We start from the raw sequence: 21,744 nt of genomic DNA, 5'->3' as shown, positions 1-21,744 counted from the left end.
ATGGTCACTTACTGGCAGGCGGTCAAGGCCTGGCTGTGCAAGACGCTCAACTGCGAGCACTGCATGGGTTGCCCAAAGGCGCCTGAGGGTATCGAGCGGCGTAAACAGTAATCCGCGCCACGTTTTCGAATGCGCCAAATCGTGGCGCGAGCATTGAGGTAGACATGGGCATCAAAAAGACGCTGATCCACTTCAACGATATCGCGCTGACCTTGTCTGCGGATGACCTGAAGGCTGCGCTGATCGCCAAGTACGGTGATGCGGCCACAGAGGTGCTGGGAGATGGTGTGATCCTTCAGAACGCCACCTATTCCACGTATTGCCCGGATGACGGCGTGAAGCTCACCTTTGCTCAGCCTCTGGAAGGGCACAACACGTGAGCAACGTCACCCGCCTGCGCCACGCTCTGCCAATGAGCCCTGACATCAATGCAGCGGTAAGCGCTCTCGATAAGGCCATTGCTGATGCCGTGGACGTCGCCAAGGCGGCCGGGCTGCCCCAGGGCCTGATCGTTGGATTGCTCCACGGCCATGCCCACGCACAAACGCATCAGATGGTGACCCAGTGACGACCATCGCTTACAAAGACGGCGTGATCGCCTATGACTCTCGCCGCACATGCGATGGAAGGATCATCACTGATAGCGCAGACAAGAAGCGCGAGCGCGAAGGCTATATGTTCTTCGGCTGTGGCTCGACCTCGGACATTCTGAATCTGATTGATGCCTTCTTTGGAGCGAAGATCAAGGGAGAGTGTGATGCCCAGGCTATTGTCGCGTTCGGCGGTTGCGTCACAGAGATCATTTGGAGTGAAGGCCGCCTATTCAAGTACCCGGTAGACCACGAGTACGCAATTGGCAGCGGATCGGACAACGCCATCACGGCAATGGACATGGGCGCCAGTGCGTACCAGGCCATTGAGATGGCATCGAAGCGCGACACCAGTACCGGCGGCACGATCCGCACAGTGATCATCAAGAAAGACTAAGGATTCCCCATGACAACCAAGCAACCCGACTGGGAGGCAATCGAACGTGCCTACCGGGCTGGATTGCTTTCCATCCGTGAGATCGCATCGACCCAGGGCATCACCCACGGCGCCGTAAATAAGCGCGCCAAGCGGGATGGGTGGGAACGAGACCTCAAGGCGAAGATACAGGCTAAGGCTGATTCGCTGGTATCCAAACGCACGGTATCCACTGAGGTATCCACCAAACAGGCGGATACCGAAAGAGAGATCATCGAGGTAAACGCTGAGGTCATCGCCAATGTGCGGATGGCTCACCGGGGTGACATCTCTCGCGGCCGGCGGCTCACCAACAAGCTGCTGGACGAACTGGAATGCCTGACTGACAACCGGGAGTTGTTCGATCAATTGGGCGAGCTGATGCACGACCCGGACGACAACGGCTTCGATAAGCGCAACGAACTGTATGGCAAGGTGATCAGCCTGCCGGGCCGCTCCAAGACGATGAAGGAAATGGCGGAGACGCTGAAGACTCTTATCTCGCTGGAGCGCCAGGCTTATGACCTCGACGCCAAGTCAGGCAACAGCGATGCCGATGCACTCTCGAAACTGATGGACGATCTATCGAAGGACGCCTGATATGAAGCCCGAGCACTTGAAGCTGCTCCGGGATAAGCGTTGGCGCCTGAACAACCTCTACTTCATCACGGACAAGCAGGGCAAGAAGGTCCGCTTCCGGATGACGGACGAGCAGATCGAATACTTCGACGGGATGCACACTCGCAACATCATCCTGAAGGCTCGGCAGCTCGGCTTTACCACTGAGTGCTGCATCATCCAGCTGGACGCGGCGCTGTTCGAGTCGGCCAAGTGTGCCTTGATCGCTCACACCCTGAACGACGCCAAGCGCCTGTTCCGGGAGAAGGTCAAATACGCCTACGACAACCTTCCTGCTGAGATACGCGCTGCCAACCCTGCTTCTAACGATGCTGCTGGTGAGCTTGTGTTCAGCAAGGGCGGATCGCTCTATGTGTCCACGTCCTTCCGGGGCGGGACTCTACGGTATCTGCACGTATCCGAGTTCGGGAAGATCTGCGCCAAGTTTCCCCACAAGGCCAGAGAGATCGTCACCGGCGCCTTCGAGGCTGTCGCCACCGATTGCTTTGTCACCATCGAATCGACAGCAGAGGGCAGGGCCGGTTACTTCTTCGACTACTCACAGAGCGCTGAACGTCAGCAGCTATCCGGGGTGCCCCTCGGCCTGCTGGACTGGAAGTTTTTCTTCTTCTCCTGGTGGAAGAACAAGGCCTACTGGCTTGACCCCACCGACGTGATCATCCCGCAGCGCCTGACCGACTACTTCAACGAGCTGTTCGCGAAGCACGGCATTGACACGAACCCAGGCCAGCGAGCCTGGTACGCCGCCAAGGAGAAGACACTCGGCGACGACATGAAGCGGGAGTACCCGTCGATCCCCGTCGAAGCCTTCCAGCAGTCGGTCGAGGGCGCCTACTACGCGCAGCAACTGACGAAGCTCTATGCGCAGCAGCGTATCGGCGTGATCCCGAACAACAGTCACCTGCAGGTGATGACCTTCTGGGACATCGGCGTCGGCGACTCCACGGCCATATGGTTCGTGCGCCAGGTTGGTGAAGAGTTTCACGTCATCGATTACTACGAGAACAGCGGCGAAGGCCTACGGCACTACATGAAGGTGCTTAAGGATAAGGGTTACACCTACTCCGAGCACTGGGGGCCGCACGACATCGATAACCGGGAGTTTGGCAGCGATGCCAAGACTCGCCGGGAATTGGCCCGCGAGGGTTACGACATCGACGGTCAGAAATACAGCATGACGTTCCAAGTCGTTCCGAAGCTCGGCATCAACGATGGCATCGAGCAGGTGCGGGAGATCTTGCCAAAGTGCGCCTTCGACGACTCGAAGTGCGAGCAAGGCGTCTCCTGCCTTGAGAACTACCGCAAGGAATGGGACGACAAGCGCGGCTGCTGGAAAGACAAGCCGCTACACGACTGGACCTCTCACGGCTCCGACGGGTTTCGGTATTTCGCTGTCGCCAAGAGCGCCCGGAAGCCGGTCAAATCAATCAAAATGGGATTCGCACGCTAATGGCAGACGTCACATACACCCGCCCGGAGTACGACGCGGCACAGTCCCGTTGGCGGCTGGTGCGCGACGTGTGCAAGGGCTCCGAGACGGTCAAGGGGCGCGGCGATGTGTATTTGCCCAAGCCCAACAAGCACGACACCAGCCCTGAGAACCTTGAGCGGTACAAGTCGTACAAGCAGCGGGCCGTGTTCTACAACGCTACCGGGCGCACGAAGCACAGCCTGGTGGGCGCAGTGTTCCGTACCTGGCCAACCTTGACCGTCCCTGGTGCGCTTGATTACGTGGCCACGGACGTCGACGGGCAGGGCGTGAGCGTTTACCAGCAGTCGCAGTCGGTCATCGGTCACCTGCTCGAGGTAGGCCGTCACGGCTTGCTGGTGGATTACGCTGCGGTGCAGGCCGGCACAGTGAGCAAGGCAGATGAGCAGGCTGGGCGCGCTCGCGCGAACGTTGCGAGCTATCCGGCCGAATCAATCAGGAACTGGAAGACCCGCAAGGTCGGTGGTCAGCACCTGCTGAGCCTGGTAGTGCTGCAAGAATCCGTGGACGTCGATACCGATGATGGCTTCGGCAGCGAAAAGGTTACCCAATACCGTGTGCTGCGCCTCGATGAGGCTGGCGTCTATACCCAGGAGGTGTGGCAGGAGAGCTCAAGCGAGACTTCGATGACCACTCCGCCATTCACACCGCTGAACGGCGCCGGCCAACCCTGGCGCGTGATCCCGTTTCAATTTCTCGGTAGCGAGAACAACGACACAAGCATCGATGACTCGCCGCTGTACGACATGGCCGTGCTGAACATCGGTCATTACTGCAACAGTGCGGACTACGAGGACTCGGTGTGGTTTTCCGGACAACCGCAATTCTGGATTTCGGGGTTGGACGAGGCCTGGCGCGATCACCTTGAGGCCAATGGCATTTATGTCGGCTCCAGGGCGCCGCTGACGCTTCCTGCCAGCGGATCGTGCGGCTTTGCTCAACCTGAGCCGAATACGCTTGTGAAAGAGGCCATGGACGCCAAGAAGCAGGACATGGTGTCCCTGGGCGCCCGACTGATTGAGCGCGGCAGTGCGGTGAAGACCGCAACCCAGGCCGACAACGACAGCGCCGCCGAACACAGCGTTCTCTCCCTTGTTGTGAGCAACGTCAGCGAGGCGTACAGCCAATGCCTGGAATGGATGGCCGAGTTCGTTAACGCGCCTGGTGAGGTGGTCTATAAGCTCAACCAGGACTTCAGCCAGATCACTCTGGACGCGACGATCCTCGGTGCATTGTTCAATGCAGTGCAGGGCGGCAAGCTGCCTGAAGGCGACTTCTGGCAGTACCTGCGCGATCGCGGGGTTATCAACCCTGAGAAGACGGACGACGACATCCGGGGCGAATTGGAAGCGCAAAGCACTGGGCCTGACCTGGATGACGACGAGGTAATTCCGAATGGCGGCAAACCAAGCAATCCTTGACGCCACCATCCGGCACGCCGTGTTCCTGGAGCAGCTGAAGTCGGGGGAGGTGGAAAAGTTCGCACCCTTCCTCAAGGAGATCGATCGCTCGATTCGTGAGCGGCTGACGCGGGCGGATCTGACGGACTACACCGCCGCCCGCCTGGAGCGGCTTCTGAGCGAGGTTGATAGCCTGCTGCTGGGCATCTTCGACCGGTACAGCGAGAAGCTGAACCTCGACCTGGTGGACATCGCCAATTACGAGGCCGAGTTTGAGGCAACCAGCCTGACCCGCGCGGCACCGGTGGGCGTCACCTTCGACGCGGCGGTGCCAGGCGCTGCGGCAATCAGGGCGGCGATCCTCACCAATCCGCTCAGCGTGCGCGGTGCCGATGGCGGCAAGCTGCTCAAGTCGTTCATTGATGGATTCACCGCCACCGAGCGGCAACGCCTCACAGGTGCGATCAGGCAGGGCTTCTTCGAAGGCCAAACCAACTTCCAGATCATCAAGAATATTCGCGGTACCAAGGCTCTCCAGTACAACGATGGCATCCTGGCCACGACGAACCGTAACGCCGGAGCCACAGTGCGCACAGCGGTGCAGCACGTCGCCACACAGGCGCGCATGGAGACGCTGAAGGAAAACAGTGACGTCGTGCAGTCGGTGGAGTGGGTCAGCACCCTGGACTCAAAGACCACCAGCCAGTGCCGGACGCTGGATAAGCAACGGTTCAAGCTGACTGAAGGGCCGCGACCGCCGATCCACATCAACTGCCGCTCGACGGTGGTGGCGGTGACTCGCTTCAGTGCCTTGTTCGCCAAGGACGCCACAAGGGCATCCATCGGTGACGGCGGCGCCCAGCAGGTGAGGGCGGACCTCAGCTATTACGACTGGCTCAAGCAGCAGCCAGCAGCGTTCCAAGATAAGGCCATCGGCCCGGTCCGCGCCAAGCTGTTCCGCGAAGGCGGACTGAGCATCGAGCGATTCTCCGAGCTGCAGCTTGATCGCAACTTTTCACCTCTGACCCTTGTGCAGATGAAGGCTCTTGAGCCTCTGGCGTTCGAGCGGGCAGGCATCAAATAACCTGGAGATCCACATGAACGACCAAGCAATCGAGCAAGAGATTCAAGCCAAGGGCCTGACCGCGACGCGTGTTACTCCGGCAGACCTGCAAGCCAATATCAAGGGGTGCCATTACTTCACTGCTCAAGACGGCGTGCATGGCAGCGACCCCCATTTGGCGCAATACACCGACAAGTCGCTGGATCTGCTGACCTTCTGCGTCCTGGTGTTGCGCAACGGCTTCACCGTCACCGGCGAGAGCGCATGCGCCAGCCCTGAGAACTTCGACGCGGAGGTGGGCCGCAAGATCGCCCGCCAGAACGCCGAGCAGAAGGTATGGCCGCTGATGGGCTACGCGCTCAAACAGCGACTGCACGAAGCCAAGTAACCGAACACCGAATCACCAGGCCGGCCATGAGCCGGCTTTTTCATGTCTGCGGGCAGGGCCTGCAAATCGTCTCTGGGAGACAAGCAAATGGGTTTGAAATATCAGCTGGACACTCTTGACGGTCTCGATGACTCCGTTAAATCGCTCTACACCGAGAAGGAAGGCAAGTTTGTCCTCGGTATTGAAGGCCTGCCGCAACCAGAAGATGTAACCGGCCTGAAGTCGAAGGTGGAAGAGTTGCTCGGCGAGAAGAAAGCCGCCGAGAAAGCTCGCAAGGATGCGGAAGAGCAGGCCCGACTGGAGCGTGAAGAGGCCGCTCGCAAGTCCGGCAACGTCGAGGAGCTCGAAAAGTCCTGGTCTGAAAAGTACAACCGCCGCGAAGCTGAGCTGAACGGCATGCTGGAGCAGGAGCGTGGAACGCTGAGCACTCAGATCCGGGATCTGACCGTCGGCCGTACCGCTACTGACATCGCGTCTGCCCTGGCAATCCCAGGCAGCGCCAAAGCCCTGTTGCCGCACATCGAGCGCCGACTGAGCGTCGAGCAGCGCGACGGGAAGCCTGTTGTGGTCGTCCTCGACCAGCAGGGCAAGCTCTCGGCAGCAACGCTGGATGAGCTGAAAGCAGAATTCGCAAACGACACGGCCTTCGCGCCGTTGATCGCGGGTAGTAAGGCATCTGGCGGCGGGGCTGCTGGTGCTGGAGGTGGCGGCGGGGCCGCAAAAGGAAAAATCGGCGGCACCAAAGAGGAACGACAGGCCGCGATCGCGAGCCGGTTCCCGGATCTCCCACAATCGTAAGGAAATAACCCATGTCCCTGTCGCAAATGCAGGTTTTCAACGAATACATCATGCCGGCGACTCTCGAGACGCTGGATCAGTATCTCGCCGCTTTCAACGCCGCCAGCCGTGGCGCGATCGTGCTGTCTCCGGACGGCTTCACTGGTGACTTCCTCCAAGAGTCGTTCTTCCAAACTCTGGCGGCTGCCCAGCGCCGCGTGGACCGCTACAGCGCGAACGCTACTGTCGCTGCAACCGATCTGACCGAGCTGAAGAACACTTCTGTGAAGGTAGCCGGCGGCTTCGGTCCGATCCGCTACGAGCCATCGCAGATGACCTGGCTGGAGCGTCCAACCACCCAAGGCATCGAAGTCGCCAGCCGTGCGTTCGCTGAAATCCTGCTGAAGGACCAACTGAACACCGCGATCGCCGCCCTGGTCGCCGCTATCACCGCCCAGGCTGCTGCCGTCAACGATGTGTCGGCTACCGCTGGCATCACCTACGCAGGCCTGAACAACGCTCACGCGAAGTTCGGCGATGCGAGCCAGAACCTGGTAACTCAGGTGATGCAGGGCACCAGCTACCACAAGCTGGTAGGTCAGAACCTGGCGAATCAGCAGCAGTTGTTCCAAGCGGGCAACGTCCGTGTGGTGGACATCCTCGGCAAGATCTCTGTTGTGACGGATGCCCCGGCGCTGATGCAGGCCGGCACCCCGAACAAAGAAATCATCCTGTCCCTGGTGCAAGGCGCTGCGCTGGTCCACGACGGCCGCGACATCATCAGCAACGTCCAGACCACCAACGGCAAGGAGCGTATCGAAACCACGCTCCAAACCGACTACACCTTCGGGCTGGGCCTGAAGGGTTACACCTGGGACACCACCACCGGTGGCAAGTCGCCAACCGACGCCGAACTGGCAACCGGCTCGAACTGGGACAAGACCGCCACCAGCATCAAGCACACCGCCGGTGTGGCTCTGATCGGTGATGCCTCCAAGTAACCCCGACAGCTGAGTCGGGCCAAGTGCCCGGCTTGGCGAGGACACGATCATGAGCAACAAAAACATCTGGTATCTGCCTGGTCCGTTCCACCAGTACCAGGAAGACGTTAAGGCACTCGCCAAAGCAAGCGGCCTGCGCATCATCGACGCAAACGTTACCGAAAGTCGCGAAGATGCCGCCGACGAAGTGCCTGACGTGACCGTCAAGGAATTGCCGAAGGTGCTGCTGATCGATGGTGGCACCTCCAGTATCAACATTGATGCCTTTCGTGCCGAGCTCGAATCTGTCGGCCTGATCGTAGAGTCATTCGCTGACCAAGCGCTGGAGCGCCCCGAAGGCGATCTTGGTCCGGTCGCTGATCGCCTGTTTCAGGTGCTCGAAGCGGTAAGCGCCGGTGTGGAAAGCCTCATCCGCGAGCGTGACGGTGAAGTGGAGAAGGTGAAAGCTCTGCAACTGCAGGTAGATGACCTTCTCCAGCAGGTCGACAAAGCGGGTCGGGAAGATGCCGACGCGAATGAAATCGCCGACCTGAAAGCCAAGCTCGACGAAGCGAAGGTGCCGTACCGGGCGAACGCCTCGAAAGAATCCTTGGAAAAGCTCGTAGCTGAACTGTCCAAGGCCTGATAATGCTGGCTATCGGTGACCCCACGGCCAATCTTAAAACCATTCCAGCGAGTTGACGCATGACACTCATCATTGAGGACGGCACCGGCAAGCCTGATGCCGAAAGCTACGCGAGCGCCGAGGACTTGTCCCTGTATGCCGTGAAATTCGGCACGGTCATCCCCGTAGGCGTTCCCGAGCAGGAAGCATTGCTTCGCCGGGCCGCCTTGGCGATGGATGGCAAAACCTGGAAAGGCCGCAAGATGAGCAGCGAGCAAGCCCTGTCCTGGCCGCGTCGGGGTGTTGAACTGGACTGCCAGATCAAGCCAGACAACTACCTGCCAGCGCGCATTCAGTACGGCCAGATGGCGCTGGCCGCCGAGATTCATCAGGACGACATCGACCCAATCGACAAGCGAAAGGGTGCTGTAACGCTGGAGCGTGTCGAAGGCGCGGTAACACGCGAGTACGCGACGATCTCCAACACCAGCGGTCGGCTGTTGCCGGCGGCTCCGGACCGGCCGAGTGCTGCGCAGTTTGCCGACTACCTACAAAAGCGCGGGCTGTTCGCAGTGCGCGCATAGCTGTAATGGAGACCATCATGGCCTTTTACGACGAAATGGCCGTGATGGCTCTGGAAATGATCACAGAGTTCGGCCAGCCTGTGACCATCAGCAAGACTGAACCGGGCGAGTACGACCCCGAGACGGGTGGCGAAGCGCCGGGCGCGACCGTCGAGCAAACCGCCCAGGGCATCCTGCTTGACTTCACCGGCCTCGAATTCCAGAACAACAGCCTCATCAGGCAGGGCGACAAAAAACTCAAGATCGCCGCGCAGGGATTGGCTTGGGTACCCGGGCTGCTCGACAAGGTGGTCGTCCAAGGCCGCACCTGGTCAATCGTTCCTCCGCTAAAAGAGGTTAACCCTGCCGGTACGCCGATCCTGTATGAGTTGCAGGTGCGGTCGTGACGAACAAATACGCGAGCATGAACGGCAGCTTTGCCGAGAGCATTCGCGACTTCGCTGAGCGAGCGAAAGGCGGAATTGATGCGACCGTCCGCGAGATCGTTATCGAGATAGGTAGCAGCGTCATTCGCATGTCTCCGGTGGGCAATCCTGAAATCTGGGCAGCGAACGTTGCTCACCGCCAGACCAACACCCGCGCGGCCGACGACTATGACTTCAAGGTCGCCGTGCGCAACACACTGGTCAACCTCAACGAATCAAATTTCACCAAGGCCGGCAAGCTGCGGCGCGGCGTGAAGTACGCCAAGCCCCTGACCAAGACCGAGCGCGACCAGAACTTCAATGTGAACGGGTTGGTCGCGGGCAGGGACTATGTCGGCGGGCGGTTTCGGGGTAACTGGCAGTTTTCCATCGGCACGCCGGCGGAGGGCACGCTTGACCAAGTCGACCCGGCTGGCGGTGTGACGCTGGCCAAGCTGCGACTGCAGGTCCAGGCACTTACGGCTGGCGAGACAGCCTACATCGTGAACAATCTTCCCTACGGCGTCCCGCTGGAATATGGGCATTCGACCCAGGCCCCTGGCGGGATGGTCCGGATCACGCTGGCCCGCTTCCAGCAGATAGTCGACGAAGCCACAAGGAACAACCAGGTATGAGCCACGCCATTATCGCGTCGATCTACGAGGCCAAGTTACTTGCCTGGAGCAAGGCGCGGGCAGAGCCGATCAAGGTCGTGTTTGAGAATATCCAGTATGACCCGGCAGACGGCGAGACCTACCTTCGTGCATTCGCGCTACCAGGCGAAACCGCGAGCAGCACGCTCGCTGGCGACCACCGCGCTTTCATCGGCGTCTACCAGGTCAGCATTGTGGCCCCGGTCAATACCGGAAAGACCAAGACGAGCCCGCTTGTGGCTGAACTGACCGCGCTGTTCCCGCTGTATGCGCGAGACACAAAGTCTGGCGTTACCGTGGTGACCATGTCGCCAGTTGACCCAGGCCCAGGCATTACAGACCCGCCGACTTACACGGTGGCGGTCTCGTTCTTGTACCGAGCCGACACGAACTGATCCCGCCCATTGGGCAAAACCACGAACCCGCTATCGAGCGGGTTTTTTCATATCTGCAAAGAGGAAATACCAATGGCTGGCATTCAAATGCCCAACGGCGCAACGTTAGAAATTGCTTCCGCTTACGGTACGGCAATCCCGTTCACCGCGCTGAGCAACGCGAACCCGGCGGTGGCCTCAGCTTTGGCGCATGGCCTGGCCGAAGGTGACATCATCGCCGTGAACTCCGGCTGGACCCGTCTCGACGGTCGCGCTGTTCGGGTGGCGGACATTGCCAGCGGCACTTTCGCACTGGGCGGCGTGAACACCACCAACGTGCAGCAATACCCAGCAGGCTCAGGCGTCGGTTCTGCGCGCGAAGTGACCTCGTTCACCGAGATCTCGCAGATCACCGAACTGAACTCCACCGGTGGCGATCAGCAGTTCCTGACTTACGGTTTCATGGCTGACGATGATGATCGGCAGATGCCGACCACCAAGAACCCGATCACGCTTTCCATCACGGTCGCGGACGATCCTTCCAAGCCCTATGTCGATGCCTGCGAAGCTGCGGACGATGATAAACAGCCCCGCGTTCTGCGCCTGAACCTGCCGGGCGGCAGCAGCATCGTTTACAACGGATACGTGTCGATTACGTCGACTCCGACCATGTCGCGTAACAACTTGATGACTCGCGTTATCAGCATTGCACTGACCGGTCGTCCAGCCCGCTACGCAGCGGTGGTGTAACCCATGGCCAAGTTCAAAATCGCCCAAAACCCCACGTTCAAAGCAGTCGTAGATATTCCGCGTGTCGGCGGCGCGGTGATCCAGGTGCCGTTTGAGTTCAAGTACCGGAACCGCAAGGAGTTGGCAGCTCTGTTTGCTGGCTGGCAGGAGAAAGTTAAGGAAGATCAGGAGGCTTTCAAAGCAAAAGCGGACGACCTGACGCTGATCGACATCACCGATGCCGACATTGAGCGACAAGTAGAGCAGGTCGAAGCGCTTGTTGAGAGCTGGGGGTTTGACGACAAGCTTTCTCAAGACTCCATTCGTGCATTGGTGCAGACATCGGCCGGTGCCGGGGAGGCAATTGTGGCCGCTTATCAAGCTGCTTACGCGCCGGTCCGCTCGGGAAACTGACCAGGGTCGCACGCCTGATGTATCAGCGAGGACCGTCAGATGCAGATCTCGCGGTCTTCGGCTTGATGGCTTCCGACATTCCTGAAGAGGACTGCGATGTGCTGGCTGACAACTGGCCATCCTTCGTTCTCTTCAATGCCATGTACACCCAATGGCGCACCGGAATGGGTGGGGCGTGTGGCCTCGACTACACGGCGCTACAAGACGTTGCCGAGCTCATCGGCATGAAGAAAAAACAACTCAGAGAGATCTTCCCCGACCTTCAAGTAATGGAGGCCGAGGCGTTGCTCGTCATGTCTGAGCAATCGAAATAATGGAGCACTCATGTCTACGATCGCAGAGCTTGGCATTGCGGTAAATTCAGGCGAAGCGGTCAAGGCCACCTCCGACCTGGAGAATCTCGCGCAGGCCGGCGCCAAGGCTGAGAAAGCGGCTGATGGTGTGTCTGCCGGCTTCGACAAGGCCGCGGCCGCAACGGCGGACTTGTCGGCGTCTGAGCGCAAGCTTTCCGAGACGCTCGACGAGGCCAAGGCTCGCCTTCTGGCAACGGCGAAGGCCTCCCTGGAGTCGAGCGAGTATTACCAGCGCCTGACTACCAGCGTGAACACCAATGCTTCCGCTATGGAGTCGTCGGGATCGTCGGTAAGCAGCCTTGCAGCGCTTCAGAGGCGCTTGCAGGCTGAATCGGATGCGCTTGTCGGCTCGACTGATCGTCAGGCCGAAGCAACAAGGGGTGCAGCGGCGGCAACGGGCGTTCAAGCCGAGGGCTTGCAAGCGCTCCTCGCCAAGATCAATCCGACCGTAGCTGCTTACGAAAAGCTCGATCAGCAGCAGGAACTTCTAAAGCAGCACTTGAAAGCTGGGAACATCGATTCCGACCAGTTCAAAGCCTACTCGGCTGATATCGAGAAAACCCGGAGCAAGCTGGGCGACTTCGACGAAGGTTTGCGCAAGACCGGGGTATCAGCAGGACAAACCCAGGCGGCGTTACGCCAACTGCCCGCGCAGTTCACGGATATTTTCACCAGCCTGGCGGGTGGGCAGAACCCGCTGATGGTGCTGATCCAGCAGGGCGGCCAGATCAAGGACTCTTTCGGCGGCATTGGCCCGACGATGGACGCCCTGAAGGACAAGTTTCGGTCGTTGTTTTCCGGCGGCGCCGGTGCTGCCGTGCTGGGTGAATCCCTGGCGGGCATCGCCTCGGGCGCGAAGGACACCGCCGAGAATGCTGGCGAGGCAAGCGAAAGCCTGTCAGACCTGGCGGAAAGCTCGAACACGGCGGCAGAAGCTGCGGAAAACGCCAAGAAGGCCTATGGCGCACTCCCTCCAGCGGTAACCAGCGCATCCCTGAGCATCATGGGGATGGTTGCGGCAGTAGCTGCTGCTGCGGCAGTCGTAGGCGTTCTGATCTACGGCTACAACAAGGGCAGCCAGGAGGCAGACGAGTACAACAAGGCGCTTATCCTCACCGGTAACTACGCCGGTACAAGCGCCGGACAATTGAGCGATATGTCGCGCCAGGTGGCGGCCACAGTAGGCACCACTGGGCAGGCTGCGGACGTGCTGGCCACCCTCGCCGGTACCGGCAAACTCGCCAGCGGCAGTTTTGTGGAGATCGCCGAGGCGGCCCTATCCATGGAGAAGGCCACCGGCAAATCGATCGATGCGACGGTAGCTGAGTTTGTGAAGATCGCCGATGACCCAGTGGCCGCTGCTAAATCGCTGAATGAGCAATATCATTTTCTGACAGCATCCACGTACGCGCAGATCGTCTCCCTGAAAGAGCAAGGCAACGAGATCGGCGCGACAAAGCTACTGACCGATACCTATGCCGACACCGTGCAAACCAGATCGCGCCAGGTGATCGAAAACCTCAACCTGTGGGAACGGGCCTGGCTTGGCATCAAGAATGCCGCGAGTGGCGCGCTGAGCGGAATCAGCGAGGCGGGCCGCACGAAGAGCTTTGATGACCAGATCAAGGAGCTGCGCGCCACTCTCACCGGCTCAGAGGCGTTTGACGTTGGTGGCGTGAGGATGAACGCCAAGGAAGTTAGCCCGAAGGTGCGCGCGGAAACAGAGGCGCAAATTCGCTTCCTTGAGCTGCAGCGCGATGCAGATAATCAGCGCATCAAGTTCCTGGATGATCGGGGCAAGGCTGAGCAGGCGGCAATTGTCGCCGGAGAAAAGGTTGATTCGCTCACCAAGTCCGCGTGGACGAACGAGCAGAAACGGACGAACGAGCTAAAAGAGTACAAAAAGCAACTCGACGATATTCGCGCGGTCGCGCCGAACGATCCTCGCCTGGCTCAGGCGGTTATCGACAAGAACACCGCCAACATCAACGACAAGTACAAAGACCCCAAGGCCGCATCCACCCAAGTCGATCTGACCAGCTTCAACAACGCCAAAAACAACCTGTCCGATATCGTCAATGAATACCGGAACGCCCAGAAGGAGCTGGAGGCGCAGCAGAAGGCCGGCGTGGTTTCTCTGTCGGACTATGCCAAGCAACGGTCGGCCCTGATCAATCAGGAAAAGGATGATGTCACCGCGGCTTACCAGGCCGAGATCGACGCTTTGGAGGCTGCCAAGGCCAAGAAAGGCACAACGGCGGCTCAGAGCATCCAGATTGACCAGAAGATTGCCGATGCACGGCAGGGGATGGTTAAGGCTCAGAAGGATGCAGACAGCCAGCTGACGGTTATCGCCACAAACGAGAAGGGTCGCCTGGAGCAACTGACGGCCGCCTCTGAGGCGTACGTCAATCAGCTGGAGCGTCAGCGTGCCGCACTGGAAGCTGCTGGCTCACGTGCCGCGAATGGTCTGGGGCTCGGTGACCGCGAAGCAGGCCTGCAAGCTAGCCTCGACGCAACCACGGACAAGTTCAACGACGAGCGCGCCAAACTTCTGGATCGCCGCAAGACAGCGCCTGATAAATACAGTCAGGAAGACTACATGCGCGACCTCGCCAGCCTGGAGGATGCGGAAAGGAAGTACCGCGCCACGGTGGTCGACAACTACGACCAGATGTCAGAGGCCCAAGGCAACTGGCGTAGCGGGGCCTCTTCAGCCTTCCAGAACTACCTTCAGTCTGCCAACGATGTGGCGGGCCAGACGAAAATCCTGTTCACCAATGCCTTTTCCGGGATGGAAGACGCGGTCGCGAATTTTGCCGTCACTGGCAAACTTTCGTTTTCCGACTTCACCAGGTCGATTCTGGCGGACATGGCGCGTATCGCAACTCGGCAGGCGGCCTCCGGATTGCTTTCGAGCCTTGCCGGTAGCGCGCTTGGCGCGTACTTCGGTGGCGGTGCGGCGGCGGGCGCAGGTGCTGGCAGTTTCGGCTCCAGCATCGGCAGCGCTCTGGTAGAGGGCAGGGCGTCAGGTGGGCCTGTCGATCCGAACACGCTCTATGAGGTAAACGAAAAGGGACCCGAGCTGTTCAATCAGGGTGGCCGGTCGTACCTCATGACGGGCGCTCAGGGTGGCAGCGTCACGCCATTAATGACGGGCGGCAGTTCGATCATGGCGGCGGCAGGCGGTGGCGGCGGAAACACCTACAACTTCCCCGTGTCGGTATCCGTGCAAACGACCGGCGACGGCGGTGCCGCCACGCAAGAAGACACCACGCAGCTCGGCAAGGGCATTCAGCAGGCAGCGAAGACCGAGGCAGAAACCGCAATTGCCAAGGGCCTTCAGCCTGGCGGTTCAATCTGGCGAGTCATCAACGGGAGGTAACCATGGCGATCGAGACATTCACCTGGGCCACCCAGCACGGGGAGGCGCCCGATATCACGTATCGGGTGCGCACCTCGCAGTTCGGAGACGGCTATAAGCAAGAGGTCGGGGACGGCATCAACAACAAAGTCGATGCCTATCCGATCACCCACACGGGCAACACGGCCACAGCCCTGGCCATGATGGCGTTCTTCGACCGTCACAAGGGCGCCAAGGCCTTCTTGTGGACCACTCCACTGGGCCAGCTTGGCCTGTTCACCTGCAAGAACCCAACCCCTACGCCCATGGGCGGGGGCGTATTCAAAGTGACGGCGACGTTCGAGCGCGCCTTCCACCCGTAAAGGTCAATCCATGTCGCTGATCAACGCTATCCAGACTCTTGAGCCTGGCAATGAAGTCATGCTGTTTGAGCTGGACGGCAGCGATTACGGCGCCGATGTTCTGCGCTTTCATGGTCATGCGATACCGCATACACCTGCAGAACTGATCGCCGCCGGCGGCAACGCTGACCAGCTGCCGGCCAAGTCGATCTGGTGGAAGGGCGATGAGTACGGTGCCTGGCCGATGCAATACGAGGGCAGCGAGGCGAATGGTGACGGTACGGCTGTGCGGCCCAAGTTGTCGGTCGGCAACGTCAACGGGCGAATCACCGCCCTCTGCCTGGCCTTCGAGGATCTGCTCGAGTTCAAGCTGACCATTCGCAATACGCTGGCCGAGTTTCTCGACGCCGTGAACTTCGAGGGCGGCAACCCCACGGCCGACCCAACCCAGGAATCGATCGAGGTCTGGTATGTCGACCAGAAGACCAACGAGGACGGTGAAACGGTCAGTTGGGACTTGGCCAGCCCGGGCGACGTTGGCGGCGAGACGATCGGCAGGCAGATGACCACTCTGTGCCACTGGTGCCTGACGGGGGGTTACAGAGGCCCCAACTGCGGCTACACCGGCCCCTATGTCACGAAAGACGGGGTGGTTACCGATGATCCTGAATTGGACGTGTGCGACGCCACCCTGGGCAAGGGCTGCATCCCGCGTTTTGGCGAGGGCAACCCCTACCCATTCGGGGGATTTCCCGCTGTGTCACTCATTGCCCGGAGCTGAATAATGCGCAAACACATCATTGCGGCCATCCAGGCGCATGCGGTCGCCGAGTACCCGAAAGAGTGCTGCGGGCTGGTACTGGCCGTGGGCAGGGCGCAGAAATACTTCCCGTGCCGAAACATCGCCACCGAGCCAAACGAAGAGTTCCGGCTCGACCCAGAGGACTACGCCGCGGCAGAAGACCAGGGTCAGGTGATCGGCATCGTTCACTCCCACCCGGACGCCACCAGTCGCCCGTCATCGCGTGACCTGGCGATGTGCGAGGCCACGGCCTTGCCTTGGCACATTCTGTCCTGGCCCGAGGGCGACCTGCGCACGATCACGCCGACCGGCAGCACGCCGCTGCTCAAGCGCCCGTTCGTACATGGCGCCTGGGACTGCTGGCAGGTCTGCGCTGATTGGTACCAGCGCGAGTGGGGCCTTGAGTTCGAGGCCTTCCAGCGCGCTGATGGCTGGTGGGAGAGTGAAGACAGCGCCAGCTTGTACGAGGCGAATTACGCCGCAGCCGGATTCGAGCAAGTCGACAGCCCACAGCGCGGCGATATGATCGTGATGGAGGTCGGTCGCACGGCCCACCCAAACCACGCAGGGATCTACCTGGGGACTGACCCGACGCTGCCTGGCGAAGAAGCCGGCATTTTCGGACCTGGCCCGTTTGTCCTGCACCACATGTATGGCCGGCCGTCCGAGGTGTTCATCTACGGTGGCCCGTGGCTCCAGCGCACCCGCTTAATTCTTCGACACAAGGAGGCTAGATGAGCGCCATCGTTTATTCGCCGATGACCACTATCAAGTTGTCCGGCTCGCTGGCCCAGAAGTTCGGCAGGCTGCACCGCCGCCAGGTTGGCTCGGGCGACACATGGGAGGTGTTCAGGGCGCTGAAGGCAACCATTGACGGATTCGAAGCAGAGATCCGTCGACTTGACCGGCTCGGCCTGCGCTTCGCCATCTTCCGCAACCGGAAGAACGCCGGGCAGGATCAATTCGGCATGGGTGGCACCAAGGAAGTTCGGATTGTGCCGGTGGTAGAGGGCGCAAAGCGCGCCGGCCTACTCCAAACAATCATCGGTGTTGTACTGATCGCCGCGTCTTATTTTACCGGAGGCGCGACCCTCAGTACTGGCATCGCGTTACTCGCCGGCGGTGTGATTCAGATGCTTAGTCCACAGGCAGCGGGACTCAAGCAGAGCGCATCGCCTGAAAACATGCCCAGCTACGCATTTGGGAGCGCAAAGAACACCACCGCCAGCGGTAACCCCGTCCCTATCTGCATCGGCGAGCGCCGGTGGGGCGGGGCGATCATCTCGGCATCGGTCTACGCCGAAGACAAGACATAACCACGACGCATCGAGCAGGCCGCCCAAGAGGCGGTTTTTTATTGCCTGGAGGAAAGCATGGGCGCAGCACAGAAGCTGGATATTCACGGTGCCAAAGGTGGCGAGAGCAAGCCAAAGGCCCCTGTAGAGGCGCCCGACAGCCTGCGCTCGACCAACATAGCCAAGATCCTGATCGCGGTGGGCGAGGGCGAATTCGACGGCACTCCCACTGCGCGCGATATCTTCCTCGACAACACCCCGATTCAGGATGCCAGCGGCAATTTCAACTTCACCAACGTGAAGTGGGACTGGCGCCCAGGCTCCGTTGAGCAGACCTACATCCCGGGTATCCCATCGGTCGACAACGAGACCTCCCTGAACATCGAGCTACGCAGCGGCACGCCGTGGGTCCAATCGCTGACCAACCTGCAACTATCGGCGGCGCGCATCCGCCTGGCCACACCCCGGCTTGCGAGCCAGGACAGCGAAGGGAATATTGGTGGTTACAGCATCCAGTACGCTGTAGACGTTGCCACTGATGGCGGGGCCTATCAGGAGGTGCTGGTCGGAGCCATGACCGGCAAGACCACTACGCGCTACGAGCGATCCTTGCGCATTGACCTGCCACCGGCAACCAGTGGCTGGCTGATTCGTGTTCGCCGAATCACCCCAAACCAGAATACCGACAAGATCGCAGACAGCCTCTTCATCGCCGGCTACACCCAGGTGATCGACGCAAAGTTGCGCTACCCGAACACCGCACTGCTCTTTATCGAGTTCGACGCCGAACAATTCACCAATATCCCGGCCGTTACCGTGAAGTGCAAAGCCCGCCGCTGGCAGGTGCCGAGCAACTACGACCCAGTGGCCCGCACCTATTCCGGCGCCTGGGATGGCACCATGAAAGAGGCCTGGACCAATAACCCGGCCTGGATCACCTACGGCATCTGCACCCAAGACCGTTTTGGCCTGGGCCGCCGCATCAAGCCGTGGATGGTGGACAAGTGGGAGCTGTACCGCATCGCGCAATACTGCGACCAGATGGTGCCCAATGGTGCCGACGGCGTTGAGCCACGCTTCCTGTGCGATATGAACCTGCAGGGCAAGGCAGATGCCTGGTCACTGCTGCGCGACATCGCCGGTATCTATCGCGGGATGACGTACTGGGCCCAGGGTCAGTTGGTCATGCAGGCTGATATGCCTCGGGCGCAGGACATCGATTACGTCTTCACCCGGTCCAACGTCATCGACGGCAAGATCTCCTACGGCAGCGCATCGGCGAAGACCCGCTTCACTCGCTGCCTGGTCAGCTATGACAACCCGCTGAACAACTACGACACCGACGTCACGGTCTATTCCGACCTTCCACTCCAGCGCCGCCTGGGTGACAAACCTACGGAGATCAGTGCCATCGGCTGCACTCGCGCATCTGAGGCCCAGCGCCGTGCTAAATGGCTGGTCCTGAGCAACAACCAGGACCGCACAATCAACTTCAGGACCGGCATGGAAGGCCGTATCCCGTTGCCTGGCTTCATCATTCCAGTCGCCGACTCGCTACTGGCGGGCCGGGAGATCGGCGGGCGCATTGCCGCGTCGGCCGGGAAGGTCATCACCCTGGACCGCGACACCCTGGCCAAGGCTGGCGACCGGCTGGTGATCAACCTCCCCGGCGGGCGGGCAGAGGGGCGCACCGTGGAAAGCGTGAGCGGCCGCAACGTAACCGTGACCGTTGCCTACAGCGAGGCTCCGGCTGCACAGCTCCAGTGGGCAATCGACGCGGACGACCTGGCAATCCCTCTATATAGGGTGATGAGGACTGCCCGGACGCCAGAAGGCGACTACGACATCAGCGCCTTGCAGTACGAGCCAAGCAAGTTCGCCAGCATCGACACCGGCGCGCGCCTGGAAGAGCGCCCTATCAGCGTGATTCCGATCACCATAGTTCCGGCGCCGGCGAGCGTCACAGTCACATCGAACGTATCGATCGACCAGGGCCTGGCCATCAGCACCATGAACATCTCGTGGCCAGCCGTTACCGGTGCCGTGGCGTACGACGTGGAGTGGCGCAAGGACAACGGGAACTGGATCAAGGTGCAGCGTACTGGCTCAACGAGCGTAGACGTCACTGGCATTTACTCGGGCGCCTACCTGGCCCGGGTGCGTGCAGTGAGCGCTTTCGAAATCTCGTCGATTTGGAAAAACTCCAGCCTGACCAACCTGGAAGGCAAGACGGGCCTGCCGCCGGCGGTGTCGTTCCTGACCACCACCAGCGAGCTGTTCGGCATCGGCATCAAGTGGGGCTTCCCTGCTGGCGCCGAGGACACCCAGCGGACCGAGCTTTGGTACGGTCCGGCGAACAACCTGCAGGCCGCGACAAAGCTGGCCGACCTGGCATATCCGCAGGCCGACTACCGTATGCAGTCCCTGCTGGCGGGCGCGACATTTTTCTTCTGGGCGCGCCTGGTGGACCGTACCGGCAACATCGGTCCGTTCTATCCAGTGGTGAATGGGGTGATGGGCCAGGCCAGCTCGGATGCTGGGCCGATCCTTGAGCAGATCAAAGGGCAGATCGACGAGACGTCCCTGGGGCAGTTGCTCAACGAGCGCATCAACCTTATCGACGGCAATGGCCCGGGATCGGTCAATGGGCGCATCGAAGCGGCCAAGGATGAGCTGGAAGGGCTGATTGACCAGATCGTCGACGCGCTGGAGTACGACCCTGGGAAGGCGTACTCGCTTAACGATATCGTGCGCATGGGCCAGCATCTGTATCAGGCCAATGGCCCGGTACCGGCAAACAGCCCGCCACCGAACGCCACCTACTGGACCGACATCGGCACGGTAACGCAGACGGTGAATGCCCTGGCAACGCAGGTTCAGCAGAACTCGGCGACGATCAACCAGCATGGCCAGGACATCACCGCCCAGGCGCAACAGCTCAATGCGGTGAAGGTTACGGTCAACGACCCAGTCACCGGCGTGAACGCCACGGCGAGCGGGTTAAGCACCCTCAAGGCCTCGGTAACCACGCTCGACGGCAAGGTCACAACCACGGCGCAGCGGGTCGACGGCATCTACTTGCAGGTCAATCCACCGCTTCAGGGTGATGGCACTGCGCTGATCGGCTCTGACGAAAGCTACGTTGGTGTCTGGTCTGTTCAGTCTGCCCTGATCGAGGGCGACCTGGTGCAGGGGCAGCGAACCGACACAGTGGAAGTGAAGGTTGCCACAAACGCCGCTGCGGTTGTCTCCGAGCAAACCGCGCGTATCAACGCCGATGGGGCTCTCTCTACGCGGATTGATACCGTCACGGCACAGACTGCAAGCAATGCCGCAGCAGTCCAGGGCGAAATCACTGCGAGGACGAATGCTGATCAGGCGCTTGGCCAGCGTATTGACACGGTTCAAACGACGGTTGGCGGCAATACTCTCGCAATCCAGACCAACGCCACGGCCATTCAAACGGTCGACGGCAAGGTCACGGCGAACTGGTCGGTGCGGATGCAGTACGAGACCGCCACCGGGCTCTACAAGTACGCCGGTATTGGGCTCGGGCTTGAGAACGGTCCGGGTGGACTGCAGTCGCAGTTCATCATCGACGCGGACAGGTTCGCCATCGGCCAGGCCGGATCGGTGCCGTTCGCAGTCCAGGGGGGGCAGACCTTCATTAAGGCCGCGTTCATCCAGGACGGCACTATCACCAACGCCAAGATCGGTAACTACATCCAGTCGAACAACTATGACCCAGGCAAGGCTGGCTGGAAGCTGTTCTTCGACGGGACCTTTGAAATCAATAGCTCACTGGGAACTGGGCAGGCTCGCCAAGTAATAAACAATGCTGGTGGCAAGATATTCGATGCCGGAGGAATTAAGCGCTATCAATGGGGAGATCTTAACGCATGAGTTTCGGCGCGAGGGTGTGGGGTCCTACTGGAGTACTGGAGCTTGATGAGACCTCATTTACCGTGGGGGTTACGTATTCGGCTTTGGTGCCAAAGAGTGCCGGTAGATACGTTGATATTGCGGTTCCTGGCGTCGAGCCGACAAAGTATTCAGCGGTTTGCG

24 protein-coding genes are annotated in these 21,744 nt (G+C 60.2%); all 24 read left to right on the top strand.

The genetic code is table 11. From position 1 onward, the window contains the following. Window positions 1–164 precede the first annotated feature (164 nt). The 24 genes from TX24_RS29735 (at window position 165) to TX24_RS29620 (ending at window position 21,582) form a co-directional block, all read left to right on the top strand. On the top strand, window positions 165–380 hold the full coding sequence (locus tag TX24_RS29735; protein ID WP_057712051.1) for a hypothetical protein: 216 nt from the start codon (window positions 165–167) through the stop codon (window positions 378–380). After that, entirely contained in the window at window positions 377–568 is a 192-nt protein-coding gene (locus TX24_RS29730) for a hypothetical protein (RefSeq protein ID WP_057712050.1), read from the top strand. The genes TX24_RS29735 and TX24_RS29730 overlap by 4 nt, the downstream gene beginning before the upstream one ends. Beyond that, window positions 565–987: a hypothetical protein gene (locus tag TX24_RS29725; RefSeq protein ID WP_057712049.1), complete on the top strand. Its 423-nt coding sequence runs from the start codon at window positions 565–567 to the stop codon at window positions 985–987. Before TX24_RS29730 ends, TX24_RS29725 begins: the two co-directional genes overlap by 4 nt. A gap of 9 nt (window positions 988–996) precedes the next feature. Next, window positions 997–1,605, top strand: a complete 609-nt coding sequence (locus tag TX24_RS29720; protein WP_057712048.1) for a hypothetical protein — start codon at window positions 997–999, stop codon at window positions 1,603–1,605. 1 nt (window position 1,606) lies between these two features. Then, window positions 1,607–3,094 (top strand): terminase large subunit, encoded by a 1,488-nt coding sequence (locus tag TX24_RS29715; RefSeq protein WP_057712047.1) that lies wholly within the window; start codon window positions 1,607–1,609, stop codon window positions 3,092–3,094. After that, window positions 3,094–4,554, top strand: coding sequence for a DUF4055 domain-containing protein (locus tag TX24_RS29710; RefSeq protein WP_057712046.1), 1,461 nt, complete (start codon window positions 3,094–3,096; stop codon window positions 4,552–4,554). Before TX24_RS29715 ends, TX24_RS29710 begins: the two co-directional genes overlap by 1 nt. Beyond that, window positions 4,529–5,617, top strand: a complete 1,089-nt coding sequence (locus TX24_RS29705) for a minor capsid protein (RefSeq protein WP_057712045.1) — start codon at window positions 4,529–4,531, stop codon at window positions 5,615–5,617. The genes TX24_RS29710 and TX24_RS29705 overlap by 26 nt, the downstream gene beginning before the upstream one ends. Window positions 5,618–5,630: 13 nt before the next feature. Then, window positions 5,631–5,984, top strand: coding sequence for a Gp49 family protein (locus TX24_RS29700; protein WP_057712044.1), 354 nt, complete (start codon window positions 5,631–5,633; stop codon window positions 5,982–5,984). An 87-nt stretch (window positions 5,985–6,071) separates the two neighbouring features. Continuing rightward, window positions 6,072–6,782 (top strand): hypothetical protein, encoded by a 711-nt coding sequence (locus TX24_RS29695; protein ID WP_017736505.1) that lies wholly within the window; start codon window positions 6,072–6,074, stop codon window positions 6,780–6,782. A gap of 11 nt (window positions 6,783–6,793) precedes the next feature. Continuing rightward, the gene (locus TX24_RS29690; RefSeq protein ID WP_057712043.1) at window positions 6,794–7,762 is read left to right on the top strand and encodes a major capsid protein; all 969 of its coding nucleotides are present in this window, start codon (window positions 6,794–6,796) and stop codon (window positions 7,760–7,762) included. 49 nt (window positions 7,763–7,811) lie between these two features. After that, window positions 7,812–8,387 (top strand): hypothetical protein, encoded by a 576-nt coding sequence (locus tag TX24_RS29685; protein WP_057712042.1) that lies wholly within the window; start codon window positions 7,812–7,814, stop codon window positions 8,385–8,387. A gap of 59 nt (window positions 8,388–8,446) precedes the next feature. Beyond that, on the top strand, window positions 8,447–8,950 hold the full coding sequence (locus TX24_RS29680; RefSeq protein WP_057712041.1) for a DnaT-like ssDNA-binding protein: 504 nt from the start codon (window positions 8,447–8,449) through the stop codon (window positions 8,948–8,950). A gap of 17 nt (window positions 8,951–8,967) precedes the next feature. Then, on the top strand, window positions 8,968–9,336 hold the full coding sequence (locus TX24_RS29675; protein WP_057712040.1) for a hypothetical protein: 369 nt from the start codon (window positions 8,968–8,970) through the stop codon (window positions 9,334–9,336). A gap of 17 nt (window positions 9,337–9,353) precedes the next feature. After that, on the top strand, window positions 9,354–9,989 hold the full coding sequence (locus TX24_RS29670; RefSeq protein ID WP_057712052.1) for a hypothetical protein: 636 nt from the start codon (window positions 9,354–9,356) through the stop codon (window positions 9,987–9,989). After that, window positions 9,986–10,402: a phage tail terminator-like protein gene (locus TX24_RS29665; protein WP_057712039.1), complete on the top strand. Its 417-nt coding sequence runs from the start codon at window positions 9,986–9,988 to the stop codon at window positions 10,400–10,402. Before TX24_RS29670 ends, TX24_RS29665 begins: the two co-directional genes overlap by 4 nt. A gap of 72 nt (window positions 10,403–10,474) precedes the next feature. Then, on the top strand, window positions 10,475–11,131 hold the full coding sequence (locus TX24_RS29660; RefSeq protein WP_057712038.1) for a phage tail protein: 657 nt from the start codon (window positions 10,475–10,477) through the stop codon (window positions 11,129–11,131). 3 nt (window positions 11,132–11,134) lie between these two features. Next, complete coding sequence (locus TX24_RS29655) at window positions 11,135–11,524, top strand: phage tail assembly chaperone (RefSeq protein WP_057712037.1); 390 nt, start codon at window positions 11,135–11,137, stop codon at window positions 11,522–11,524. Window positions 11,525–11,541: 17 nt separating this feature from the next. Continuing rightward, window positions 11,542–11,838 (top strand): DUF1799 domain-containing protein, encoded by a 297-nt coding sequence (locus tag TX24_RS29650; protein WP_057712036.1) that lies wholly within the window; start codon window positions 11,542–11,544, stop codon window positions 11,836–11,838. A 10-nt stretch (window positions 11,839–11,848) separates the two neighbouring features. Beyond that, window positions 11,849–15,262, top strand: coding sequence for a phage tail tape measure protein (locus TX24_RS29645; RefSeq protein WP_057712035.1), 3,414 nt, complete (start codon window positions 11,849–11,851; stop codon window positions 15,260–15,262). A 2-nt stretch (window positions 15,263–15,264) separates the two neighbouring features. Continuing rightward, window positions 15,265–15,603 carry a phage tail protein gene (locus tag TX24_RS29640; RefSeq protein ID WP_057712034.1) on the top strand — a complete coding sequence of 113 codons (339 nt, stop codon included), beginning with the start codon at window positions 15,265–15,267 and terminating at the stop codon, window positions 15,601–15,603. Window positions 15,604–15,613: 10 nt separating this feature from the next. After that, the gene (locus TX24_RS29635; protein ID WP_057712033.1) at window positions 15,614–16,363 is read left to right on the top strand and encodes a phage minor tail protein L; all 750 of its coding nucleotides are present in this window, start codon (window positions 15,614–15,616) and stop codon (window positions 16,361–16,363) included. Between the two features lie 3 nt (window positions 16,364–16,366). Then, window positions 16,367–17,122: a C40 family peptidase gene (locus TX24_RS29630; RefSeq protein WP_057712032.1), complete on the top strand. Its 756-nt coding sequence runs from the start codon at window positions 16,367–16,369 to the stop codon at window positions 17,120–17,122. Beyond that, the gene (locus TX24_RS29625; RefSeq protein ID WP_057712031.1) at window positions 17,119–17,700 is read left to right on the top strand and encodes a tail assembly protein; all 582 of its coding nucleotides are present in this window, start codon (window positions 17,119–17,121) and stop codon (window positions 17,698–17,700) included. Before TX24_RS29630 ends, TX24_RS29625 begins: the two co-directional genes overlap by 4 nt. A gap of 57 nt (window positions 17,701–17,757) precedes the next feature. After that, window positions 17,758–21,582 (top strand): TipJ family phage tail tip protein, encoded by a 3,825-nt coding sequence (locus TX24_RS29620; RefSeq protein WP_057712030.1) that lies wholly within the window; start codon window positions 17,758–17,760, stop codon window positions 21,580–21,582. The last annotated feature ends 162 nt before the right edge of the window (window positions 21,583–21,744 follow it).

The organism is Pseudomonas lactis (assembly GCF_001439845.1).
Lineage (GTDB): Bacteria > Pseudomonadota > Gammaproteobacteria > Pseudomonadales > Pseudomonadaceae > Aquipseudomonas > Aquipseudomonas lactis.
This window is presented reverse-complemented; position numbering and strand designations above follow the sequence as displayed.

Excerpts from the sequence above, each read along its gene's own strand:
- TX24_RS29665 (WP_057712039.1), top strand. The coding sequence starts at position 9,986 with ATGAGCCACGCCATTATCGCGTCGATCTACGAGGCCAAGTTACTTGCC.
- TX24_RS29710 (WP_057712046.1), top strand. The coding sequence starts at position 3,094 with ATGGCAGACGTCACATACACCCGCCCGGAGTACGACGCGGCACAGTCC.
- TX24_RS29650 (WP_057712036.1), top strand. The coding sequence starts at position 11,542 with ATGTATCAGCGAGGACCGTCAGATGCAGATCTCGCGGTCTTCGGCTTG.
- TX24_RS29640 (WP_057712034.1), top strand. The coding sequence starts at position 15,265 with ATGGCGATCGAGACATTCACCTGGGCCACCCAGCACGGGGAGGCGCCC.
- TX24_RS29630 (WP_057712032.1), top strand. The coding sequence starts at position 16,367 with ATGCGCAAACACATCATTGCGGCCATCCAGGCGCATGCGGTCGCCGAG.
- TX24_RS29715 (WP_057712047.1), top strand. The coding sequence starts at position 1,607 with ATGAAGCCCGAGCACTTGAAGCTGCTCCGGGATAAGCGTTGGCGCCTG.
- TX24_RS29720 (WP_057712048.1), top strand. The coding sequence starts at position 997 with ATGACAACCAAGCAACCCGACTGGGAGGCAATCGAACGTGCCTACCGG.
- TX24_RS29675 (WP_057712040.1), top strand. The coding sequence starts at position 8,968 with ATGGCCTTTTACGACGAAATGGCCGTGATGGCTCTGGAAATGATCACA.
- TX24_RS29635 (WP_057712033.1), top strand. The coding sequence starts at position 15,614 with ATGTCGCTGATCAACGCTATCCAGACTCTTGAGCCTGGCAATGAAGTC.
- TX24_RS29685 (WP_057712042.1), top strand. The coding sequence starts at position 7,812 with ATGAGCAACAAAAACATCTGGTATCTGCCTGGTCCGTTCCACCAGTAC.
- TX24_RS29625 (WP_057712031.1), top strand. The coding sequence starts at position 17,119 with ATGAGCGCCATCGTTTATTCGCCGATGACCACTATCAAGTTGTCCGGC.
- TX24_RS29660 (WP_057712038.1), top strand. The coding sequence starts at position 10,475 with ATGGCTGGCATTCAAATGCCCAACGGCGCAACGTTAGAAATTGCTTCC.
- TX24_RS29690 (WP_057712043.1), top strand. The coding sequence starts at position 6,794 with ATGTCCCTGTCGCAAATGCAGGTTTTCAACGAATACATCATGCCGGCG.
- TX24_RS29655 (WP_057712037.1), top strand. The coding sequence starts at position 11,135 with ATGGCCAAGTTCAAAATCGCCCAAAACCCCACGTTCAAAGCAGTCGTA.
- TX24_RS29700 (WP_057712044.1), top strand. The coding sequence starts at position 5,631 with ATGAACGACCAAGCAATCGAGCAAGAGATTCAAGCCAAGGGCCTGACC.
- TX24_RS29645 (WP_057712035.1), top strand. The coding sequence starts at position 11,849 with ATGTCTACGATCGCAGAGCTTGGCATTGCGGTAAATTCAGGCGAAGCG.
- TX24_RS29705 (WP_057712045.1), top strand. The coding sequence starts at position 4,529 with ATGGCGGCAAACCAAGCAATCCTTGACGCCACCATCCGGCACGCCGTG.
- TX24_RS29695 (WP_017736505.1), top strand. The coding sequence starts at position 6,072 with ATGGGTTTGAAATATCAGCTGGACACTCTTGACGGTCTCGATGACTCC.
- TX24_RS29620 (WP_057712030.1), top strand. The coding sequence starts at position 17,758 with ATGGGCGCAGCACAGAAGCTGGATATTCACGGTGCCAAAGGTGGCGAG.
- TX24_RS29680 (WP_057712041.1), top strand. The coding sequence starts at position 8,447 with ATGACACTCATCATTGAGGACGGCACCGGCAAGCCTGATGCCGAAAGC.
- TX24_RS29670 (WP_057712052.1), top strand. The coding sequence starts at position 9,354 with ATGAACGGCAGCTTTGCCGAGAGCATTCGCGACTTCGCTGAGCGAGCG.
- TX24_RS29735 (WP_057712051.1), top strand. The coding sequence starts at position 165 with ATGGGCATCAAAAAGACGCTGATCCACTTCAACGATATCGCGCTGACC.